Consider the following 22137-nt stretch of genomic DNA (forward strand, 5'->3'; position numbering starts at 1 on the left):
ACACCTGATCAGACGCCCCCGTCACTCCACTTCCATATAGTGCATCGAGTTAGTGGACAACATCGCTCGCTGGAGAAACCGATGTCCCTGCCGACACACCAGTCCCACCCGACCCGGCACACCGTGGCGGTCGTCGGGGCCGGCGCCGCCGGCGCGCTCGTGGCGATCCACCTGTGCGAGGCCGCCCGCCGCCGGAACACCCCCTTAACCCTCCTCCTCGTCGACCCCGCCCTCGCTCCCGGCTCGGGCTCGGCCCCGGGAGCGGGCACCGCGTACGCCACCCGGGACCGCCGACACCGGCTGAACGTCCCTGCGGGGGGCATGAGTTGCTACCCCGAGGACGACACCCACTTCGTCCGCTGGCTGGTCCGCCACGCGGACGCCCGCACCACCGCCGCCGACTTCGTCCCCCGCGGGCTCTTCGGCTCGTACCTCGCCGACGCCCTCACCGACGCCTCGGCCCGGGCCCGCGCCCTGGTCACGGTGCACCGGGTCGCGGCCACCGTGACCGGCCTCTCCCGGCAGCGCGGCCGGACGGTGCTCACCTTCGCCGACGGCGCCGAACTCACGGCCGACAGCTGCGTCCTGGCCACCGGTCCGCTCCGCTCGCGGCAGTCCTGGGCACCCCCCGGGCTCCGCGGCTCCGCCCGGTTCGTCCCGGATCCCTGGGCGCCGGACGCCCTCGCCGGGCCGCTCGCGTCCGACGGCGACGTCCTGCTCGTCGGCACCGGGCTGACCGCCGTCGACGTGGCGCTCACCCTCGACCGTCCGGGCCGCACCCTCCACGCCGTGTCCCGCGGCGGCGACCTGCCCAGCCCGCACGCCGTGGCCCCCCTCGCCGCCGTCCCGCCTGCCGAGCCGCTGGACGGGCTCGCTCTCGCCGACCTGCGGCGCGCCGTCCAGCGGCACGTCCGCCGCACCGTCCGCACGCACGGGGACTGGCGGCCGGCCCTCGACGGTCTGCGCCCGCTGACCGCGCGGCTCTGGTCGGCCCTCTCCGTCGAGGAGCGCGCCGAGTTCCTCGCCCGCGACCGCTCCCGGTGGAACACCCGCCGGCACCGGATGGCACCCGCGACCGCCGAGGCCCTCGCCCGGCTCCGGGAGGCCGGCCGGTTCCGGCCCGCCGCCGGGCAGGTGGCAGCCGTCCGGGAGGACGAGCCCGGGGGCACCGGGCTCGTCGTCACCCTGGTCGACGGCCGCACCCTGCGGGTCCGCTGGGTGGTGGACTGTACCGGGCCGGCGACCGATCCGGCCCGCTCCCCCGACCCCCTGCACACCGGCCTCCTGGAGTCCGGCCTCGCCCGCACCGGCCCACTGGGCATGGGGTACGCGACGGACCCGGACGGACGGCTCCTCGGCGCCGACGCCTCGGCGCCCGCGCCCCTGTGGACGCTCGGCGCCCACCGCCGCGGCGAACTCTGGGAGACCACGGCGGTACCCGAGATCCGGACGCAGGCCGCGCGCATCGCGGACGTCCTGCTGACCCGGGCCACCGCTCCCCGGACCCGCCCCGCAGGCGTCCGGCCCACGGACCCGATGGGGCTTCCGCTCAGCACCGACCCGGCGGCGGCCGAGGCCTACCGCACGGCCCTGGACCTCCTCATGGCGGTCCGGGCCGGCGCCGACGAGGCACTGCACCGGGCCCTCGAACTCGACCCGGGTTTCGCCCTCGCGCACGCCGCGCTGGCCGCGCTCGGCCATGAGGGCGGTGCCACCGCGGACGTCCCCCGCGCGCTCGCCGACGCCCGCAGCGCGGTCCGCGAGCGCGGCGACGAACGGGAACGCTCACTGGTCGAGGTCGTGGCCCACCGGGTCCGCGGCACCGGCGGGGACGCCGCGCTGCTGCGTCACCTCGCCGACCACCCCCGGGACGTGCTCGCACTCGGCATGGCCGTCCCCACCATCGCCTTCTCGGGTGTGACGGACCTTCAGGACTACGCGTACCGGCTGGTCGGGCGCATCGCCCCGGAGCACGACGGCCACTGGTTCCACACCTCGCTGCTCGCCTTCATCCGGCAGGAGCAGGGCGACTTCGCGGCCGCCGAACAGCTCGCCGACCGGGCCCTCGGCGTCGAACCGGCCGCCGGCCACGCCGTGCACGCCCTCACCCACGTCCACTACGAACGCGGGAACCACGAGGAGGGGCGCCGCTGGCTCGACGCGTGGATCGACCGCCACGGCCTGGGCACCGCGCACCACGCCCACTTCTCCTGGCACGCGGGCCTGCACGAACTGGCCCTCGACGACGCGTCCGCCGTCCGGGAGCGCTGGTACTCCCAGCTGTCGCCGTCCCGGGTGAGCGGCGTCCGGGCGCTCGTCGACTCCGCCTCGTTCCTGTGGCGGGCCCGACTGGCCGACCGGTGGCACGGCGCGACGCCCGTCACCGCGGTGCTGGACTCGATCGGCCGCGAGTCCCTGGAACGGCCCGCGACGGCCTTCGTCGCCCTGCACAGCGCGATGGCTCTCGCGTCCGCGGGCGACCTGGTCGGGCTGCACCGCCTCCGGCGGCACGCGGCGTGGCACACCGACCCCGTGCAGCACGAGGTCATCGCGCCGCTCTGCGACGCCATGACGGCCGTCGTCGAGGAGCGCTGGGGCGACGCCGCGGACACACTGACCGCCCTGCGGCCGACGCTGCGCCGGGCCGGCGGGAGCGCCGCCCAGCGCGAGGTGGTCGAGGAGACGCTGATCCACGCGCTGACCGCCGCCGGCCGCTACGCCGACGCGGAGCGGCTGCTGCGGACCCGACTCGACCGCCGCCCCTCCCCGCTCGACCGGCGCCGGGTCCGGTCGCTGCCCCGGCACCTCCCGACGGCCTGACCGCCGCGGGCCCGACCAGGGCCACCGGCCACCGCCGATCGCCACCGGCCACCGGCCACCGCCGGCCTGTCCCCCGCGCCGACCTCACGCGCCCGGGGACAGGCCGGCGGTGATCGTCAACCGTCCTCGGGCGCGGGGGATTTCACGGAACCCGGGCCGGTGTCGTCGCGGCACTTCCGGTGGCGTTTCCCCCACCGCGAACGGCATTCCGTGGGCGCCTCCGCACGGCGGGACCGCGGTCCCCCCAATTCACCGCCGGTGAACGGGCGTCAGTAATTCCGCTCATCATCGTCACCCCCCGTGATCGCAATTCGGGTCGGCCTCCGACCGCGTCGAGAAGGGGCGTTCGGCGCCGAACCGGCTCGGAGCCTATGCGGCCGACCGCAAGATCGTCAACGGCCTTTCCGGGAGCCCCAATCCCGCGAATCGGACCAATGGGTGGAACCTTCGCAAGAGCGCGGACAGCGGGACAGCTTCCCAGGTCAGGAGGGCTGGGATAGTGTGCGGCCGACGGGCCGGCCCAGGGGGGCCGGAGCCCGTCGGGCCGCTGCGCCCAGAGGGTTCCGGGCCGCGCCACGTCTCCGCGCCACGCCTGATCCGACGTCATCCGGTCCGGTACGGACCGGGATCGACGATGCGCACCGACTGTCACTCCAGTCACATTCCGCAGGCCAGCGCTCTATGCCGTGTACCTGACATGCTTATACTGGCGCTGCCTCACCAAGGGACCGCTTCCACGCGCCCCGAGGTCCACCACCGCCGCCGCGGCATCCGGCCCGCGAGGCGGCAGCGCGCTCCCCCCACCCGTGTGCGGGGGACACCGACCGGTGGCCGTCCTCCGCACGGCCGCCCGGAGAATCTGCACGTCCGTTTCGTCGTGACGAAGTTTGGAGAAATCACCATGACCTCACGTCAGGAGATCACGGATTCCGTGGTACTTCGTCTTCGCCAGACCCTCCCCGCCCTCGGCGAGGACGGCGTGAACGAGGACAAGGACCTGCGCGACTACCCGGAGTTCGACTCGCTCGGAATTCTGGAGGTCCTGGTCTGGCTGGAGGGCGAATTCGCCGTCTCCATTCCCGACGAGGAACTGAGCGTGGACAACTTCAACACCATCGGGAAGATCGTCGACTACGTCGTCGCCCAGGGCTAGGGCTCTCGTCACCGGAGTCGGACGATGGAGATCTTCACCCTGCCGGACCTGCTCACGGTCCGCGCGGCGACCCATGGCGCCAGCCCGGCCGTGAGCCGGCACGGCGACGTGCTGAGCTACCGCGAACTGCTGTCCCTGGCCGAGGGGTTCGCCGACGCCCTGGCCGCGAACGCGGTCGGGCCGGGCGACCGGGTCGCCGTCCTCCTGCCCAACTCGGTGCAGTGCCTCGGGTGGTTCTTCGGGGCACTGCGGCTGGGCGCGGTCGCGGTGGTCGTCAACGAGTCGCTGAAGCCGCAGCAGGTCGAGCACATCGTCCGGCACAGCGGTGCGGCCGTGGTGGTGACCGACCGGCGGCACCGCCCGCTGGTGGGCGACCTCGGCGTGCCCGTGCTCGACGCGGCGGACGCCGCCCCGCGCGGCGGCACCGGCGACCCGGCCAGGACACCCGGCACCGCCGCGGGGACCGTCGGCACGGGGACCGGCGGCACGGGGGCGGGCCGCACGGGGCCGATCAGCGGGGACCTCGCCGCCCTGATCTACACCTCCGGCTCCACCGGCCGGCCCAAGGGCGTCATGGTCACCCACGCCAACCTGGTCGCGGGGGCCCGGATCGTCGCGACGTACCTGCGCCTCACGGAGGCGGACCGCACCCTCTCCCTCCTGCCGTGGAGCTTCGACGCCGGCCTCAACCAGGTGCTGGCGACGTTCTGGGCCGGTGGCACGCTGGTCATCGGCGGCCCGGCCTTCGCACCCAGGGTCTGCCGGGAGCTGGCCGCCGAGCGGATCACCGGCCTCGCCGGGGTTCCGCCGCTCTGGGAGCTGCTGGTCAACCGGCCGTCACCGTTCCTCGGCCTCGACCTGCCCGAACTGCGCTACGTCACCAACACCGGCGGCGCGCTGCGGGCCGACACCGTCGCCCGGATCAGGGACGCCCACCCCGGCACCGAGGTCTACCTGATGTACGGGCTCACCGAGGCGTTCCGCTCCACCTACCTGCCGCCCGACCTGGTCGACAGCCGCCCGGGGTCGATGGGCCGGGCGATCCCGGACACCGAGATCCTGGTGCTCGACGAGCACGGGCGCCGCTGCGCGCCCGGCCAGGTGGGCGAACTCGTCCACCGGGGGCCGACCGTCGCCGCGGGCTACTGGCGCGACCCGGACGCGACCGCGCGGGTGTTCCGGCCGTACCCGTTCGCCCCGGGCGGGGCGGTCGCGGAGCGGGTGGTCCACTCGGGCGACTACGTCCGCTGCGACGAGCAGGGGTTCCTCAGCTACCTCGGGCGGCGCGACGAGCAGTTCAAGTCCCGTGGCTTCCGGGTCAATCCGACCGAGATCGAGGCCGGACTGCTCGCCTCCGGCCTGCTCACGGAGGCGGTCGTCTTCGCGGACCGCCCCGGCCTGTCCGCCGACCCGGCCGACGGGACGGACGCCGATCCCGTCGTCGTCGCCGTCGTGGTGCCCGCCGACCCGGCCGGCTTCGCCCTCGACCTGCTGGAGGAGCACATCGCCGCACACCTGCCGCTCTACCAGCGGCCCGGTCGCCTCCGGGTGCTGCCGACGCTGCCCCGCACCTCCTCGGGCAAGGCGGACCGTGCCCGGGTCAAGGCCGAGTACGGTGCCCGGCCCGCCGCCCAGGCACCGCAGGAGGCCGCCCGTGCGACCCGCTGACACCACGGCATCGACCGGCGCCACGGCACCCACCGAACCCACCGCACCGACCGAGCCGACCGAGCCGACCGAGCCGACCGAGCCGACCGAGCCGACCGACGTCACGGCACCCGCCGGGCCCGTCGGCGTCACGGGGCCCGCCGACGAGGAGGCCCGGCTCGCCGCTCCGCTGGAGCGGTTCGCCGCCCTGCACGCGGCGACGCTGCGCGGATCACGCGGCGGTGTCGTCGACCTCTCCTACCCCAACCCCCTGGTCCACCGCGACCCGCGCGGATTCGACCTGCTGCGCACGCTGACCGCCTCGGTCGGGCAGAGCGAGCTCCAGTACACGCCGTTCGGCGGCGGCACGCTCGCCCGGCGCCGAACGGCCGCCGCGCTCTCGCGCCGGCTGGGCCTGCGGCTGGGTCACCGCGACCTCCTGCTGACCCCGGGCGCGACCGCCGCGCTGAACACCGCCCTGGCCGCCCTCTTCGAACCCGGGGAGGAGGTACTGGTCGTCACGCCGTGCTGGATGGACTACTTCCTCTACACGCACCGGCTGGGCCTGCGGGCCCGCCCGGTGCCCTCGGGCGCCGGCAAGCGGCTGGACCTGACGGCGCTCGCCGCGGCGATCGGTCCCGACACCGCGGGCGTGATCATCAGTCAGCCGGTCTGCCCGACCGGGGTGCTGCACGACGCGGACGAGCTGACCGGACTGGCGGACACCCTGCGCGCCGCCGCCACCCGTTTCGGCCGCGCGCCCGTGCTGATCAGCGACGAGGTGCACCGCGACCAGAACTGGGGCGGGGCACCCTTCACCAGCCCGATGCAGGTGTACCCGGACACGGTCAGCGTGTACTCGTACGGCAAGGCGTGGTCCCTCCAGGGGCAACGCACCGGCTACCTCGCCCTCGGGCCGGGCCTGCGCCGGCGGGAGGAGACGAGGGTGCGCGCCGAGCGGGCCCTGCGCTCGATGGGCCACTGCGCCCCGACCGCCCTGATGCAGCGGCTCGTGCTGGAGCTGGCCGATCTCGACCCCGACTGCGGGGACCTGCGCGCCGACCAGGTGCGGCTGCGCGCGCTGATGACCGACCTCGGCTACCGCGTGGTCGGCGGCGGGGCCACCGGCTTCCTGTACGCCGAGTGCCCGTACGGGCTGGGCGGCTGGGAGTTCGTGGAACTGCTCGCCGCGCACGGCCTGATCGCCATGCCGTCGGAGCTCTTCCACGAGGAGGGCCACTTCCGGGTGGCCCTCAACACGGGGCCGGACCGGTTCGAGGACATCGGGCGGCGGTTGCGCGCGGCCTTCGAGGAGGCTCGCGAGCGGGGCCGGCCGCACACGAATTCCAGCTGAGCAGAAGGGTGGAGACCATGGAGAACACCATGTCCGGTATTTCGGCCGGCGATGTCGCGGACATCGCGGAAATCACGGGGACTGCGGCGATCGCGGAAATCCTGGAGCGTTTCGTCCGGACCGAGGGGCGGGTCGACGACGGTGACCCGGAATTCACCCGGCAGATCGACCTCTTCGATTCCGGATACCTGGATTCGCTGGGGACCCTGCACCTCATCCAGCACATCGAGGAGCGGTTCCGATTCGAGCTCGGCGACGACGCCCTCGGCGACCCGTCGTTCGGCAGCATCGACGGGATCAGCTCGATCGTCGCCGCCGCGCTGACGGCGGCCGGCTCGCGGGAGCGCTGAGCGGTGGACCTCGGCCTCTTCTACTTCGCGGACGACGCCGCCGCCCCGGACGGCAGGGCCCCGGACACCGCCGCCCCGGACGGCACCGCCCCCCGCGGCGGCGTCACGGACCGCTACCGCCTGCTCCTGGAGGGCGCCCGGTTCGCGGACCGCGCCGGTTTCGCCGCCGTCTGGACGCCCGAACGGCACTTCCACCGCTTCGGCGGCCTCTACCCCAACCCCGCGGTCACCGGCGCCGCCATCGCCGCGTGCACCGAGCGGATCGCGATCCGCGCGGGCAGTGTCGTCGCCCCGCTGCACCACGTGCTGCGCATCGCCGAGGAGTGGGCGGTGGTGGACGGCCTGTCCGGCGGACGGGCCGGCCTCTCGCTGGCCTCCGGCTGGAACCCGGCCGACTTCGTCCTGCGCCCCGAGGGGTTCGAGGGGCGCGACCGCGCGGCGGTCGAGGCCGTCGACACGCTGCGCCGGCTCTGGCGCGGCGAATCGCTGCCGGCCGCCACCGCCGACGGGCCCGAGGGCCCGCGGATCTTCCCCCTGCCCATCAACGGCCCGCTGCCGATGTGGCTGACCAGCGCGGGGAACCCCGAGACCTTCCGGGCCGCCGGACGCGCGGGTGTCGGTGTGCTGACCCACCTGGCCAACCAGGACCTCGCCGAGCTCGCCCTGCGGACGGCCGAGTACCGGCACGAGTACGCCGCCGCCGGGCACCCGGGGCGGGGCAGGGTGGTGCTGATGGTCCACACCCTCCTGGGCGAGGACCAGGCCGAGGTCGAGGCGCGGGCCCGCGGGCCGCTGGAGGACTACCTGGTCAGCGCCATGACCCTGTTCGGCCCCCAGGAGAGCGCCGGGTGGAGCCCGGCCCGCACCCGGGCCGTCGTCCGGCCCGCCCTGCGGCGGTACCTGCACCAGGGGTGCGGTCTGTTCGGGACGGTCGCCCGGGCCGAGGAGCTGGTCGAGGAGTACCGGCGGGCCGGTGTCGACGAGCTCGCCTGCCTGGTCGACTTCGGGGTGCCCGCGGCGGAGGTGCTGGACGGCCTGGAGCACCTCGCCGAGCTCGGCCGCCGGGTGGCCCGCCCGGCTCCCGGACGGGGCGCCACGGTCCCGGACGCCGGGCCGTGCCCCGCTCCGGGAGCGGTACCGGCGTATTCTTCGAGCCCGCCTCCGGAAAAGGCTGTTCAGAGGCCCTGATCTCTTGTACCGTACATGATCAACGGCATTGCGCCGACCCTTCTCGTGAATGCGCGAATTCTCCGGCCGGCGCCATCCACCCGGCCCCGCGGGATTGCGGCCGACAACCACGGGCGAAGACCTTCCTGACCACATCATCACGCCGGGGGAAAACGTGGGAACCGATTCTGCGCGCTATCCGCTGTGGGAGCTCCTGGAGCGCCCCAGCACATTCGGGAGGGCGTCCCACACGGCGGTCCGCGCCGAGGGCACCTGGGTGCTCTTCGCCGACGGGCAGTGGCGCCAGTGCGCCACCAGCGGCCTGTGGAACGTCAACCTCGGCTACGGAAACCCCCGGATCGCCGACGCCGTCCGGACCGCGTTGATCGAGACGTCGTACTTCTCGCTGTTCCGCGCCGGGCACGAGCCCGCCGTCGCCGCCTCCCGGGCCCTGCTCGACGTCTGCGGCCCCGAGCACTTCGGCCGGGTGCTCCACTCCACCTCGGGCAGCGCCGCCAACGACCTGACCATGAAGCTGGCGCGCCAGTACTGGTCGCTGCACCGGCAGTTCCGCCGCCGGGTCGTCGTCGGCCTCAAGGGCAGCTACCACGGCCTCACCTACGGCAGTCACGCCCTGACCGGCATGTCCCTCGGCCAGAGCTACTACAGCGTCGACCAGCGGCTCATCCGGCACGTCAGCCACGAGGACCCGGCCGAGCTGGAGGAACTGCTTCGCACGGAGGGCGACAGCATCGCCGCCGTCGTGGTCGAGCCGGTCCTCGGCACCGGCGCGCTCCCGCTGCCCGACACCATGCTGGCCGCCCTCGCCCGGCTGCGCCGCGAGTACGGCTTCCTGCTGGTGGCCGACGAGGTCGCCACCGGGTTCGGCCGCACCGGCTCCTACTTCGCCTCGCAGAACTGGCCCGAGCCCCCAGACGTCCTGCTGGCCTCCAAGGGCCTCACCAACGGCACCTGCGCCGCCGCCGCGGTCGTCGTCTCGCACGCGGTCTGCGACGTCTTCGACCGGGCCGACTCCGCCCTCACCCACGCCGAGACGCAGGCCGGGGCTCCCCCGACCTGCGCCGCGATGCTGGCGACCATCGACGAGATGGCACGCCTCGACGCGGTCGGCCGGGCCGGCCGGGTCTCCGCGAAGCTCGACGGCCTCCTCGCCGAACTGACCGCGCACCCGCTCGTCGCCGACGACAACGGCCTCGGCTGCTTCCGGGCCCTGCGGCTGAGTGCCGACGGCGCCGACCTTTCCGAGTCGGTCCTCGGCCGGGTCGTCGACGAGATCCGGCAGGCCGGCGCGCTGGTGTCGGCCGGCCCGAGCCGGATCCAGCTGGCCCCGGCCCTGGTGTACCGGGACGAGGACGTGGAGTCGCTGGCCGCGGCCCTGCGCACCGGTCTCGACCGGGCCGCCGAGTGGCTGCTCGCCCCGGCGGCGGGCCGCCCGTGACCGCCGAGACGATCGACGCCGCCACCGCCGTCGGCTGGTCCTTCCCCGTACCGCGCAGCGACCCCCGCGACCCGCCGGCCGCGTACCGCACCGCCGAGGGCGAGCCGGTCCGGCGGGTGCCGCTCAGCTACGGCGGCGAGGCCTGGCTGGTGACCGACTTCCGGACGGCCCGCGCCGTCCTCGCCGACCACCGGGGCTTCAGCTCGGACTCCACCCTGCCCGGCTACCCGGCCTTCCCGCTCTCCTCCAAGCGGCCGATCCCCGGCCACTTCCTGTCCATGGACCCGCCGCAGCACACCCGGCTGCGGCAGCTGGTCGCGGCGGAGTTCAGCGGCTCCCGGGTCAGGGCGATGCGCCCCGCCCTGACCGCCTCCGCCGACGAGCTGATCGACCGGATGGTCGCGGCCGGCGGCCCGCAGGACCTCGTCACCTCGCTCGCCGTCCCGCTGCCCGCCCTCAGCGCCTCGCAGATGCTGGGCACCCCGCTCGCCGACCGGGACTTCTTCCTGGACTGCACCCGGGACCTGCAGACGCACGACGCCACGGCGGTGCAGCGCGTCCTGGCGGCCGGGAGGATGAACCAGTACCTGGAGCGGCTCTTCACCGCCAAGCGGACCGGCTCCGACGACGACCTGTTCAGCCGTCTCGCGCGGAGCCTCGACGACGGCGACCTGACCATGACCGAGCTGGTCAACCTGGCCAACCTGATCGTCGTCGCGGGCCTGGAGACCACCGCCGGGCTGTTCTCGCTGACCGTGCTGTCGCTGCTCGGCGACCCCCGCCAGGCCGAGCTGGTCCGGGCGGACCCGGAACGCCGGGCCGGACACGCGGTCGCCGAGGCGCTGCGCTACTGGACACTCGTGCAGCACGGCGTCGCCCGGGTCGCCCTGCGCGACACCGAACTCGGCGGGCGCACGGTCCGCGCCGGGGACGGCGTGGTGGTCCACCTGGCCACCGCCAACCGGGACCCCGCCGTGTTCGAGGAGCCCGACCGCTTCGACCTGACCCGTACGGTGCGCAGCCAGCTGGCCTTCGGGCACGGCATCCACCGCTGCCTCGGGAGCGCGCTCGCCCAGACCCAGACCGAGCTGGCCGTGGCCGCCCTGCTGCGCCGCCTGCCCGGTCTGCGGCTCGCCGAACCGCAGACCGAGCCGCCGTTCCTGGCGGAGATGCTCATCTACGGTCTGCGGTCGCTGCACGTCACCTGGTGACCCGTCACCGGAAGTCACCATCGCTAGGAGGGGGAGGCCCGATGCCCGGCACACCGACCACACCGACCGCACCACCGGCACCGACCGCACCACCGGCACCGATCGCACCCGTCGCACCGAACGCACCCGTCGCGCCGGACGCGCCCGCCGCGCAGTCCGCGCCCGGCGAGGGCGGCGACGGCACCACCCTGCTGCACGGCTACGTGCCCGTCATCGACCTGGGGCTCGACGCGCCGCCGGACGCGCGACGCCGGGCCGGCGTGGCCGAGGCCGTCCGCAAGGCGTGCGAGACCAGCGGCTTCCTCGTCGTGGTCGGCCACGGGGTGCCCGAAGCGACCGTCACCGCGCTGTACGAGGCGGCCGGCGCGTTCTTCCGCGGACCCGCCGAGGTGCGCGACGGCGCCGCCAACGACCCCGACGACCCGCTCCAGCACGGCTACGGCGCCAACGACCGGCTGCACCTGTTCGGCGGGAGCCTGCGCGGCGAGCGGACCGGGAACCGGTTCCCCGGGCTGGACAGCCCCAACCGCTGGCCCGACCAGCCGGGCTTCCGGGACGCGTTCCTGGAGTACTACCGCGCCGCCACCGTCCTGTCCGCGGAGCTGATGCGGCTGTTCGCCCTCGGGCTGGGCCTTCCCGAGACCTGGTTCGACGCCAAGTTCGAGCGGCACATGACCCCGATGATGGTCAACTACTACCCGCCCCGCACCGGCGTCGCCCACGACAAGCTGCGCAACAGCCCGCACACCGACTTCGGCAGTCTCACCGTCCTCTACCAGGACGAGGCGCCCGGCGGCCTCCAGGTGCGCGACCAGGAGGGTCGGTGGCTTGACGTACCGCCGCTGCCCGGCTCCTTCGTCGTCAACCTCGGCCGGCTGATGACCCGGTGGACCAACGACCGCTGGGCGAGCACCGTACACCGGGTGGTCAACCCGCCGAAGGAGCAGGAGCACCTCGACCGGATCTCCATCGCCTTCTTCTACCAGGCGGACCCGGAGACCGAGATCGCCTGCATCCCCACCTGCACCACGCCCGACGACCCGCCGCACCACCCGCCGGTCCGCTCCGGCGACTACTTCCTGTCGAAGTCCCGGCGGGCGTACATCCTGCGCAGCATGGGCCGGCTGGACGCGGCGCCGTGACCTACGGGATCAGCGCCGTCGACTACGCGCTCGGTGAACCCTGCGACGTCGCCGAGCAGGCACCCCGCTACACCCGCGACCTCAAGCGGGTGGAGGACTGGGGCTACCGCCGGTTCCACCGCGCGCCGGACGGTGTCGGGCTGACCGACCTGGCCGCGCAGGCGGGCCGACGGGCGCTCGACCGCGCCGGGGTCGCGGCGGACGAGGTCGACCTGGTGGTACTGGCGATGGCGGACATCCCCGAGTACCTCTACTGGGACCCGGCCGCGGCGACCCAGGCCAAACTGGGCACCCGCCGCGCGGAGGCCCTGCTGGTCAACCAGGCGTGCAGCAGCGGCGTCAGCGGATTCGACGCCGCCGCGGGCAAGTTCGCCACCCACCCCGGCTACCGGACCGCCCTGCTGATCACCGTCAACCGGGTCTGCGAGGCGTACTGGAACCGGATGGAGTCCAGCACGGCGATCACCTCGGACGGCGCGGTGGCGGCGGTGCTGCGGCGCGACGAGGAGCGGTGCCGCTGGCTGGCGACCGAGATCATCACCGACGGGACCTTCGCCGACGTCGCGTACCTGCCCGGCGGCGGTGCGGCCCGGCCGGTCACCGCCGAATCCCCGGACCCCGGCGCCGTCGGCAACCCGGTGACGCTGATGGAGGAGTTCCTCGGCCACGACCTGCGGGCGAAGATCCGCTTCATGCGGCGGACGAGGACCAACGGCCTGGCCGTCCTGGAGGCCGCCTGCCGCCGGGTGCCCGTCCCGGTGGAGGAGGTCCGGCACGTCCTGCACATGAACGGCACCGCGGACGGCCTGGCGGAGGCGGCGCGCGACTACGGCGTGCCGCTGGAGAACACCAACGCGGCCATCGCACTCGACCACGGCCACTTCGGCTGCGCCGACCAACTGCTCGCGCTCGGCAAGAAGCTGGAGGCCGGCGAGCTCCCGCGGGGCGGGATCGTCGCCCTCACCAGCACCGGGAACGGCATGCACTGGGCCTGCACGCTGCTGCGGGTCTGACGAGCGGCCGACGTCCGGCGGACACGCGTCCGCCGGCCGTCCGACGACCGTCCGACGAACCTCCGCCGAGCCATCCGGGCCCGACAAGCAAGAAGGAGAACAACCCCCGTGCGCATACTCGGACTCGGAGGGTCCCACCACGACTTCGGCGCCTGCCTGGTCGAGGACGGTCGCGTCGTCTCCGCCGTCGAGGAGGAACGCCTCGTCCGGAAGAAGATCGCGTTCGGCCTCGGACCGCGCCTGCAGCAGTGCCGGGCCGGCGACTACGTCCTCGCCGAGGGCGGCCTCGGTCCGCAGGACGTGGACCTGATCGTCGCCAACGACTTCGTCAACCCGGTCTACACGCTGCGCCACCGCGACCGGATCGAATGGATCGGCCACCACCTCTCCCACGCCGCCAGCACCTTCTACACCTCGCCCTTCCAGGAGGCGGCGGTCCTGGTGATGGACGGCCGCGGCTCCACCGTCGAGCGCGACGGCGAGCAGCACGGCGAGACCGTCACCTTCTACCGGGGCGACGCCGACGGACTCACCCCCGTACGCAGCCTGACCGGCCGGGTCGCGACCGCCGAGCACCGGCTCGACGACACGTACGAGAACTCCATCGGCTGGATGTACGAGGCCGTGTCCAAGGAGATCGGCTTCCGCACCGTCGGCGGCATGGGCGCGCCCGGCAAGACCATGGGCCTCGCCCCGTACGGCACCCCGCGCCACGTCGAGGCGCTCGCCGCGCTGTACGACCTGCACGACGGGACCTTCCGCCAGTCGCTGGCCCAGCAGGACGCGGTGCGCGCCCTCGTCGCCGGCGAGCTGGCGAAGGCCGCCGACGAGGAGGCCGCGGACGCCGTCCGCGCGGACTTCGCGTACGCCGTGCAGGCCAACACCGAGCGGATCGTCGTCGAACTCGCCCGCTGGCTGCACCGGGAGACCGGTGCCACGGACCTCTGCCTGGCCGGCGGGGTCGCCCTCAACAGCGTCGCCAACTACCTGATCCTGCGGGACACCCCGTTCGAGCGGCTGCACATCGTGCCGGCCGCGGGCGACGGCGGCACCGCGATCGGCGCGGCCCTGTACGGGCACCACGTGCTCGGCGGGCACCCGTGGGCCCCCTCCCCCGAGCTGTTCTCCCCCTACCTGGGCCGGCTGCACACCGAGGCCGAGATCGAGGCGGCCGTCGCCGCCCAGGGCGGGCGGCTGCGGGTGGAGCGCCCCGACGACCTGTACGCGACGGTGGCCCGCGAACTGGCGGACGGCGCCGTCGTCGGCTGGTTCCAGGGCCGCTCCGAGATCGGGCCGCGCGCGCTGGGCAACCGCAGCATCCTCGCCGACCCGCGCGACCCCGGCATGAAGGACCGCATCAACGCCAAGGTCAAGCACCGGGAGGCGTTCCGGCCGTTCGCCCCGGTGGTCCTGGAGGACCGGCAGACCGAGTACTTCGACACCGCCGTCCCCGCCCACTACATGCTGCTCGTCCCGCAGGTGCGGGAGGACCGGCGGGCGGACATCCCCTCGGTCACGCACATCGACGGCTCGGCGCGGCTGCAGACCGCGACGCCCGCGCTCAACCCCGAACTGTGCGCGCTGATCACCGCCTTCGACCGGATCACCGGGGTGCCGGTGCTGCTCAACACGTCCTTCAACGACAACGAGGAGCCCATCGTGGAGTCGCCCGAGGACGCGGTGCGCTGCTTCCTCACCACCGAGCTGGACGTGCTGGTCCTGCACGGCCTGGTCGTCCGCAAGGCGGACGGCACGTGACCGGGCGCCCCACCGTCGTCCTGCTCTGCGGCGGCCTCGGCCTGCGCCAGCGCAGCGACGGCGACGACCTCGCCAAGCCGCTGCGCCCGCTCCCGGACGGCCGGGCGCTGATCCTCCACGTGCTCGACTACTACCGCTCGTTCGGCCTGGACGACTTCGTGCTGTGCACCGGCTACGGCGCGCGGGCGATGGAGCGGCTGCTGCTCGACGCGTTCCCGGTCTCCCCGGCGGACGTCGAGACCGGCCCCGGCCTGGTCCGCTTCTCCGCCGGCGGCACCCGGATCACCCTCGTCGACAACGGCCCGTCCGCCGAGAAGTCCGTCCGCCTGCTGGCGGCGGCCCCGCTGCTGCGGCCCGGCACGTTCCTGCTCGGCTACGGCGACGTGCTCTCCGACTTCGACCTGCACCGGCTCCTCGCGCACCACCGGAAGAGCGGCAGCGCCGTCACCATGACCGCCACCCGGGTGCGCTCCCGGTACGGCGAGATCGTGGTCGGCGCCGGCATGTCGGTCACCGCGTTCGTCGAGAAGCCGCTGCAGCCCGCGCTGATCTCGGCCGGCTACTTCGCCTGCTCGCCCCGCCTGCTCACCGCCCTCTCACCCGAACTCGGCCTGGAAGAAGACGTGTTGCCGATGCTGGCCGAGGCCGGCGAGGTCGACGCGGTGGTGCACGACGGGCGGTGGCTGCCGTTCGACACCTACAAGGACTTCGTCGACGCCGAGGCGCTGGCGCAGGAGGAGGGACTCCCATGGCCGACCCCGGTCCGGGCCTGAACCGGACCGCGCCGCACTGGCGCGGCCGGCAGGTCCTCGTCACCGGCCACAGCGGCTTCGTCGGCTCGTGGCTCACCACCGCCCTGCTCCGGCTCGGCGCCGACGTCACCGGCTTCGCGGCCGACGGCGACGAGCGGACGAGGGCCCGCAGCACCGGCCTCGCCGGGCTCGGCGCACGCACCGTCGTCGGCGACGTCCGCGACCTCGACGCCGTGCACCGCACCATGGCCGCGCGGCCGTTCGACGTGGTGTTCCACCTGGCGGCCCAGCCGCTCGTGAGCGCCGGCCTCGCCGACCCGCACACCACCCTCGGCACGAACATCACCGGCTCCCTCAACGTGCTGGAGGCCGTCCGCCGGTGCGCGCCCGGGGTGCTCGTCCACGTCACCTCGGACAAGTGCTACCGCAACCGGAACTGGCCGTGGCCCTACCGGGAGATCGACGAACTCGGCGGCGGCTGCCCGTACAGCGTCTCCAAGGCCGGCGCGGAGCTGGTCTTCGAGGCGTACGCGACGCTGCTGCGCGACACCGGCGCACCCACCCGGGGCGCCTCCGTCCGCTTCGGGAACATCATCGGCGGCGGCGACTTCGCCGTCGACCGCCTGGTGCCCGACCTGCTGGCCGCGCTCGACGCGGGCCGCCCGGTACGGCTGCGCCGCCCCGGTGCCGTCCGCCCCTGGCAGCACGTGCTGGACGTCGTCCGCGGGCTGCTCCTGCTCGCCGACCGGCTGGCCGACGGCACGGTCGCCACCGGCGAGGTCCTCAACTTCGCGCCGCCCGGCGACGGTGCGACCGTCCTCGACCTCGCCCGCGCCCTCGACGCGGCCTGGGTGGCCACCGGCGGCCGGCCCGCCGAGCTGTCCGCCGACCCCGGGACCCGCTTCACGGAGGACGAACTCCTGCGCCTGGACGGCCGCAAGGCCGCCGAGCTGCTCGGCTGGCGCCACCGCTACGACCTCGGGGCCTCGGCCGCCGCCGTCGTCGCCTGGCACCGGGCCGTCCGCGCGGGCACCCCACCCGCCGAGGAGACCGCGGCCCAGGTCGAGGACTTCCTGCGCGACTCCTCCGACACCCACCAGCAGACCGACGGACAGGCAGGCGAGCAGCAGTGAGCAGCGCACGACGGGCAGTCGTCTTCTCCCGGGAGTACCCGCCGACCACCGTCGGCGGCACCAGCACCGTCGCCCGCAACCTCGCCGTCGGCCTGGTCACGGAGGGCTGGCAGGTCTCCGTCGTCACCTCCCGCCCCGGCGCCGTCGACGACCTGCGCGAGCAGGTCGACGGCGTGAGCGTCCACCGCGTCGGCACCGACGCGGTCTACAACTCCGGCAGCGGGCTCGCCGACGACAGCCTGCGCGTCCACCGGCGCTTCCACACCGCCGCGCAGCGGCTCGCCGAGGAGGACGGGGCTCCCGAACTGGTCGCCCTGCCCGACCTGTTCTGCTACCCGGAGGCGGCGATGTTCGCCCGCAGGCACGGCGTGCCGCTGGTCAACGTCCTGCTCCAGGACTTCCGTGCCATCACCCCGTACGACCGGGACAAGCACCGTGTCACCAGTGGGGTCACCGCCGACCGGGCGCACCTGGTGGAGCTGGAACGCAAGTCCGTCCTCGGCAGCGACCACACCGTCTTCATCAGCCGGGCGCTGTCCGACGCGGTGACGGGCTACTACCCGGAGAACACCGCACCGCACTCGGTGATCCACCTCGGTGTCGACCCCGACGAGATCCGGGCGGTCGAAGAGGACCCGCAGTGGCGGCGGCGGCGCGACGCCCTGGCCATCGGCGCCGAGCCGCTGCTGGTCGCCTGCGGCCGGCTCGTCCCGGTCAAGGGCTTCGCCCAGCTGCTCACCGCGCTCGACCTGCTCGGCGCGGTCCGGCGGCCGGACGGCACCGCCGTCCGGCCGCACCTCGCGCTGGTCGGTGTCGGCCCGGAGGAGCAGCCGCTGCGCGAACTCGCCGGACGGCTGGGCCTCACGGACCGGGTGACGTTCCTCGGCGACGTCCCCCGGCAGGAGGCGCTCGGCTGGATGTCCGTCGCCGACGTCGCCGTGGTGCCCAGCCTCTGGGAGTCGTTCTGCTACGTCTGCGCGGAGATGATGGCGTTCGGCCGCCCGGTCGTCGCCACCGCCGTGGACTCGCTGCGCGAGCTCGTGCCCGGCCCGGAGTTCGGCTACCCCGTCCCGGTCGAAGGCCCCTCGGGCGCCCGGGTCCTCGACCCTGCGGTCCTCGCCGACGCCCTGCGCCGGGCCTTCGCGGACCCGGAAGAGGCCGCCCGGCGCGGCGCCGCGGCCCGCGCCCGCGTCGACGAGCACTTCACCAACCGGCGCTTCGCCCGGCGGGTCTCCGACCTCGGACGCGAGCTGGCGGAACGGCGGGCCGATGGCTGACGGCGGGCCGACGGCCGGGGCCTTCGCCGCCGCCGGGGCCGGGCGCGGGGCCTCCGCCGCCGGGGCCTGGCGCGAGCGGATCGACGCCCTCTGCGCCTCCGTCACCGCCCCCGACCGCCACAGCGCCCGGCTCGCGCAGGTCCGCCAGCTCGCCCTCGCCCGCCCGTCCGGCAGCCTGGGCCGACTCGACACCCTCGTCCAGCGGGTCGCCGGCATCCGCCGTACGGCCTCGCCCGGCCCGCTGGACACCGTCGTCAGCGTGCTGGCCGGTGACCACGGCGTGGCCGCACACGGCACCTCACGCTTCCGACCCGGCGTCACCGGCCGGGTGCTGCGCCTCATCGACAGCGGGCAGGCGCCCGTCAACATCCTGGCCGACCGCCTTCCCGCCCGCGTGGAGACGGCCGACTTCGGCCTGGTCGACCCGGTCGGCGACCAGCGTTACAAGATCGCTCCCGGCACGGCCGACATCTCCGTCCGGGACGCCATGACCGCGGATCTGGCCGTCCGCGCGGTCGCGGCCGGAGCCCGCTTCGCCGAGGAACGTCTCGGCGGAGCGGGCCTGGTCGCGATCGGTGAGATCGGCGTGGGGAACACCACCGCCGCCACCGCCCTCGCCGCCCGGCTGCTCGGCCGGACCGCCACCGAACTGACCGGCCTCGGCTCGGGCGTCCCGCAGGACACCGTCCGGCAGAAGGCCGCCCTCGTCGGCCTGGCGCTCGACCGGACCGCCCACCTGCCGGACGACCCGCTCACGGTGCTCGCCGCGCTCGGCGGCTACGAGATCGCCGGCAACACCGGCATCGTCCTCGCGGCGGCGGCCCGCCGGCAGGTCGTCCTCGTCGACGGCGCCATCACGGCGGTCGCGGCCCTGCTCGCCGTCCGCCTCTGCCCGGCGGTGGCGGGGTACCTGATCGCCGCCCACGAATCCACCGAGCCCTCGCACCGGCACGTCCTGGAGGCGCTCGGCCAGCCCCCGCTCCTCCGCCTGGAGATGCGCCTCGGCATGGCCTCCGGCGCCGCTCTCGCGGCCGGCCTGGTCAACGCCGCCCTCGCCGTCGCCGAGCTCACGCCCGGCGCCGCCGTCGCCGGCCTGGCGGAGGCCCAGTGACCGGCCCCACCGCGCCGCCCGCCCCGCCGGCCCCCACCGGCGCGGCCCCGGCACGGCGCGTACGCGGGGTGGTCTTCGACCTCGACGGGACACTGGCCGACTCCTGGTCCCTGCACCTGCGCTGCCTGCGGCGGAGTGTGGCCGCGGTCGGGTCCGACCGACCGAGCGGCGCGCGGCTCGCCGCCGCCCAGCGGCCGACGGACCTGGAGACGCTCGCGGCGCTGGTGCCCGCGGAGCTGCTGGCCGGGGCCGCCCGGGCGTACGACCTCGCGCTGCGGGAGGAGTTGGCGGGCGCCACGTCACCCGTACCGCCGATGCCCGGCGCGCGGGAGCTGGTCGGCCTGCTGCGCGCGGAGGGGCTGGTGCTGGGGATCTGCACGGGCCGCTCCCGCGCGCACGCCCGGCTGCTGCTCGACGCGTGCGGCCTTCCGCTCGACCTGACCGTGGCCCGGGAGGACGCGGCCCGCCCCAAACCGGCCGCGGACGGCCTGCTGCTCGCCCTGCGGCGGCTCGGCCTGGCACCCGAGGAAGCGGTGTACGTCGGCGACAGCCCCGCCGACGCCCGGCAGGGGGCGGCGGCCGGGGTCGCCGCGACCTTCGTCCTGGGCCCGCCCGGTCCCGGCCGGATCACCGCACTGAACGATCTCCCCGCAGCACTCCGAGAGGCCCGGTCATGACCAGCATCGTCCACGCGGTTCGCGACAACGGCGCACCGCCCGACGCCACCGCCCTGGTCGCGAACGGCCGGGCGTGGACCTACCGCGAGCTGCTGGCCGCCGCCGAACGGGTCGCCGCCGCCCTCGCCCGCCGGGACGTCCCCGGGGAGGGCGTGGTGGCGCGGCTGTCGGACCCGGCGGCGACGGCCGCCCTGGTGCTGGGCTGCGACCTGGCCGGGGTGCCGCTGGTGCACCGGGACGCCGCGACTCCCGGCAGCGTCGCGGGCCCGGTCGCCCGGGACGGCGAGGCCGGCCTCGACGGCGGCACCGTCCTGTCCGGGGAACCCCCGCTGCGCCTCACCGGGGAGGGCCGCTCGGACCTGCCGGACGGTGTGCCGGCGGGCGCCCACGTCTTCCTGACCTCCGGCTCCACCGGCGCACCGACCGGGGTCGTCCGCACGGCCGCCGCCGTACTGGCGGACGCGCGCCGGGTCGGCCGCTTCCTCGGCTACGGGCCGGACGCCCCCGTCGCGGTGGCGGCGCCGCTCTTCCACGCGTACGGGTTCAACTACGGGCTGGTCGCACCGCTGGTGCTGGGCGCCCCCGTCCGGTTCTGCCCCGTCAGGTCGGTCCCCTCGCGGCTGCTGGCGGCAGTGCGGGACCACGGCGCGCGGACGCTCGTCGCCCTGCCCTTCCACTACGCGCTGCTGGCGCAGGCCGCCGCCGCGTCCGACGACACGGCCACGCCCCCCGGCCTGGAGGTCGCGGTGTCGGCGGGCGCGCCCCTGGGACCGGGAGTGGCCGCCGCCGTCGCCGAACGGTTCACCTTCCGCCTGCACAACTGCTACGGCTCCTCGGAGGCGGGCGCGGTCACGCTCGCCCCGGTCTCCGGCGGCGAGGCCGAGGGCTGGATCGGTGTGCCGCTGCCGGGGGTGGCGGCCGAGGTCGTACCGCCTGACGACGACGACCAGGGTCGGGGCGAACTCCTGCTGGCAACAAGCTCGTTGGCCTTCGGCCGGATCGGCCCGGCGGGCCTGGTCCCGCTCGATGTCGACGGGCGGGGCCGCTACCGCACCGGCGACCTCGCCCTCCCGCCGGCCCCGGACGGCGCCCTCCGGCTGGCCGGCCGCATCGGAAGCCTGATCAACGTGGCGGGCAAGAAGGTCGCCCCCGCCGAGATCGAACGGGTCCTGGCCGGGCACCCGGCGGTGGCCGACGTCCAGGTGTCGGCCGCCCCGGACCGCGCGCACGGACAGGTGCCGGTGGCCGAGGTCGTCCTGCGCGCCCCGGCGCCCGACCTGGTGCCGTGGTGCCGCGAGCGGCTGGCGCCCCACCAGGTGCCCCGGCGGATCACCGAGGTCCGGTCGATCCCCCGCTCGGCCACCGGAAAGCCGATCCGCCGCGAGGTCGCCCCGTGAACCCCTCCGCCTCCGTGGCCGACCCGCACGCCTCCCCGCGGGCATCCCCGCACGCCGCCCCGCACGCCTCTCCGCACGCCGCCCCGCACGCCTCTGCGCCGGAGCCGGGACGGCTCGGCCTGGTCGGCCGGCTGATCCTCGCGTGCGACGGCACGGTCACGCCCCTGGTCGAGCAGGTCGTGGGAGAGCGCATCGTGACCGCCGGGCTGGCCCACGCGCCGGAGCCGGCGGACGAGGAGGCCGCACGCCTGCTGGCGGTGCCGGTCGGGCTGACGCTGCTGTCGCGCACCACCGAGCTGGTCGGCGCCCGGTCGGGGCTGGTGCACGTGAGGGCCCGGACGCTCATGGTGGTGGAGGCGCTGCCCGCGCCGCTGCGGGCGGACCTGCTGGGCGGGGACGAACCGATCGGGCGGCTGCTGCGCCGGCACCGGGTGGAGTCGTTCCGCGAGATCGTCTCCTCGACGGCGCCCGCGGCCCAGGGGGGCGGCGCCCGGCGGTACCGGGTGGTGACGGGAGGGACCCCGGCGATGCTGATCGACGAGGTCTTCTCCGCACGGTGCCTCGGCGAACCGGTCTGACCGACCTGACCGCCTGACCGACCTGATCGCCTGATCGCTCGATCGGCGGCACGACGGGCCCGTGCCCACCGACCGGGCGGCGGCGGTTCGGGGTGTCACCCCGAACCGCCGCCGCCGCACGTCCGCACGTCCGCCCGC

General features: G+C 75.1%; 18 protein-coding genes. All 18 read left to right on the forward strand.

The window, feature by feature from the left end; translation table 11 throughout:
- The first annotated feature begins 81 nt into the window (after positions 1-81).
- The 18 genes from PUR61_RS11340 (at position 82) to PUR61_RS11425 (ending at position 21999) form a co-directional block, all read left to right on the forward strand.
- On the forward strand, positions 82-2820 hold the full coding sequence (locus tag PUR61_RS11340) for an FAD/NAD(P)-binding protein (RefSeq protein WP_329878413.1): 2739 nt from the start codon (positions 82-84) through the stop codon (positions 2818-2820).
- 901 nt (positions 2821-3721) lie between these two features.
- Positions 3722-3973 (forward strand): acyl carrier protein, encoded by a 252-nt coding sequence (locus PUR61_RS11345; protein WP_329878415.1) that lies wholly within the window; start codon positions 3722-3724, stop codon positions 3971-3973.
- A gap of 24 nt (positions 3974-3997) precedes the next feature.
- A complete protein-coding gene (locus PUR61_RS11350) occupies positions 3998-5641 on the forward strand; it encodes an AMP-binding protein (RefSeq protein WP_329878417.1) in 1644 nt (547 codons plus the stop codon).
- Positions 5628-6974, forward strand: coding sequence for an aminotransferase class I/II-fold pyridoxal phosphate-dependent enzyme (locus tag PUR61_RS11355; RefSeq protein WP_329878418.1), 1347 nt, complete (start codon positions 5628-5630; stop codon positions 6972-6974). The genes PUR61_RS11350 and PUR61_RS11355 overlap by 14 nt, the downstream gene beginning before the upstream one ends.
- Positions 6975-6991: 17 nt before the next feature.
- Entirely contained in the window at positions 6992-7324 is a 333-nt protein-coding gene (locus tag PUR61_RS11360; protein ID WP_329878420.1) for a phosphopantetheine-binding protein, read from the forward strand.
- A gap of 3 nt (positions 7325-7327) precedes the next feature.
- Positions 7328-8512 carry a MupA/Atu3671 family FMN-dependent luciferase-like monooxygenase gene (locus PUR61_RS11365; protein ID WP_329878422.1) on the forward strand — a complete coding sequence of 395 codons (1185 nt, stop codon included), beginning with the start codon at positions 7328-7330 and terminating at the stop codon, positions 8510-8512.
- A gap of 154 nt (positions 8513-8666) precedes the next feature.
- The gene (gene mpaD / locus PUR61_RS11370) at positions 8667-9950 is read left to right on the forward strand and encodes a daptide-type RiPP biosynthesis aminotransferase (protein ID WP_329878424.1); all 1284 of its coding nucleotides are present in this window, start codon (positions 8667-8669) and stop codon (positions 9948-9950) included.
- Entirely contained in the window at positions 9947-11161 is a 1215-nt protein-coding gene (locus PUR61_RS11375; RefSeq protein WP_329878426.1) for a cytochrome P450, read from the forward strand. The genes mpaD and PUR61_RS11375 overlap by 4 nt, the downstream gene beginning before the upstream one ends.
- A gap of 41 nt (positions 11162-11202) precedes the next feature.
- The gene (locus PUR61_RS11380; RefSeq protein ID WP_329878428.1) at positions 11203-12303 is read left to right on the forward strand and encodes an isopenicillin N synthase family dioxygenase; all 1101 of its coding nucleotides are present in this window, start codon (positions 11203-11205) and stop codon (positions 12301-12303) included.
- A complete protein-coding gene (locus tag PUR61_RS11385; RefSeq protein WP_329878431.1) occupies positions 12300-13316 on the forward strand; it encodes a 3-oxoacyl-ACP synthase III family protein in 1017 nt (338 codons plus the stop codon). Before PUR61_RS11380 ends, PUR61_RS11385 begins: the two co-directional genes overlap by 4 nt.
- A 108-nt stretch (positions 13317-13424) precedes the next feature.
- Positions 13425-15074 (forward strand): carbamoyltransferase family protein, encoded by a 1650-nt coding sequence (locus PUR61_RS11390; RefSeq protein ID WP_329878434.1) that lies wholly within the window; start codon positions 13425-13427, stop codon positions 15072-15074.
- Positions 15071-15847 carry a nucleotidyltransferase family protein gene (locus tag PUR61_RS11395; protein WP_329878436.1) on the forward strand — a complete coding sequence of 259 codons (777 nt, stop codon included), beginning with the start codon at positions 15071-15073 and terminating at the stop codon, positions 15845-15847. The genes PUR61_RS11390 and PUR61_RS11395 overlap by 4 nt, the downstream gene beginning before the upstream one ends.
- Positions 15823-16959 (forward strand): CDP-glucose 4,6-dehydratase, encoded by a 1137-nt coding sequence (gene rfbG / locus PUR61_RS11400; RefSeq protein WP_329878438.1) that lies wholly within the window; start codon positions 15823-15825, stop codon positions 16957-16959. Before PUR61_RS11395 ends, rfbG begins: the two co-directional genes overlap by 25 nt.
- Positions 16956-18236, forward strand: a complete 1281-nt coding sequence (locus tag PUR61_RS11405; protein WP_329878440.1) for a glycosyltransferase family 4 protein — start codon at positions 16956-16958, stop codon at positions 18234-18236. Before rfbG ends, PUR61_RS11405 begins: the two co-directional genes overlap by 4 nt.
- Positions 18229-19347 carry a nicotinate-nucleotide--dimethylbenzimidazole phosphoribosyltransferase gene (locus PUR61_RS11410; protein ID WP_329878442.1) on the forward strand — a complete coding sequence of 373 codons (1119 nt, stop codon included), beginning with the start codon at positions 18229-18231 and terminating at the stop codon, positions 19345-19347. Before PUR61_RS11405 ends, PUR61_RS11410 begins: the two co-directional genes overlap by 8 nt.
- Positions 19344-20024 (forward strand): HAD family hydrolase, encoded by a 681-nt coding sequence (locus PUR61_RS11415; protein ID WP_329878444.1) that lies wholly within the window; start codon positions 19344-19346, stop codon positions 20022-20024. The genes PUR61_RS11410 and PUR61_RS11415 overlap by 4 nt, the downstream gene beginning before the upstream one ends.
- On the forward strand, positions 20021-21421 hold the full coding sequence (locus PUR61_RS11420; RefSeq protein ID WP_329878446.1) for a class I adenylate-forming enzyme family protein: 1401 nt from the start codon (positions 20021-20023) through the stop codon (positions 21419-21421). Before PUR61_RS11415 ends, PUR61_RS11420 begins: the two co-directional genes overlap by 4 nt.
- A complete protein-coding gene (locus PUR61_RS11425) occupies positions 21418-21999 on the forward strand; it encodes a chorismate--pyruvate lyase family protein (protein ID WP_329878448.1) in 582 nt (193 codons plus the stop codon). Before PUR61_RS11420 ends, PUR61_RS11425 begins: the two co-directional genes overlap by 4 nt.
- The last annotated feature ends 138 nt before the right edge of the window (positions 22000-22137 follow it).

Source organism: Streptomyces sp. BE20 (assembly GCF_036322525.1).
Classification (GTDB): Bacteria; Actinomycetota; Actinomycetes; order Streptomycetales; family Streptomycetaceae; genus Kitasatospora.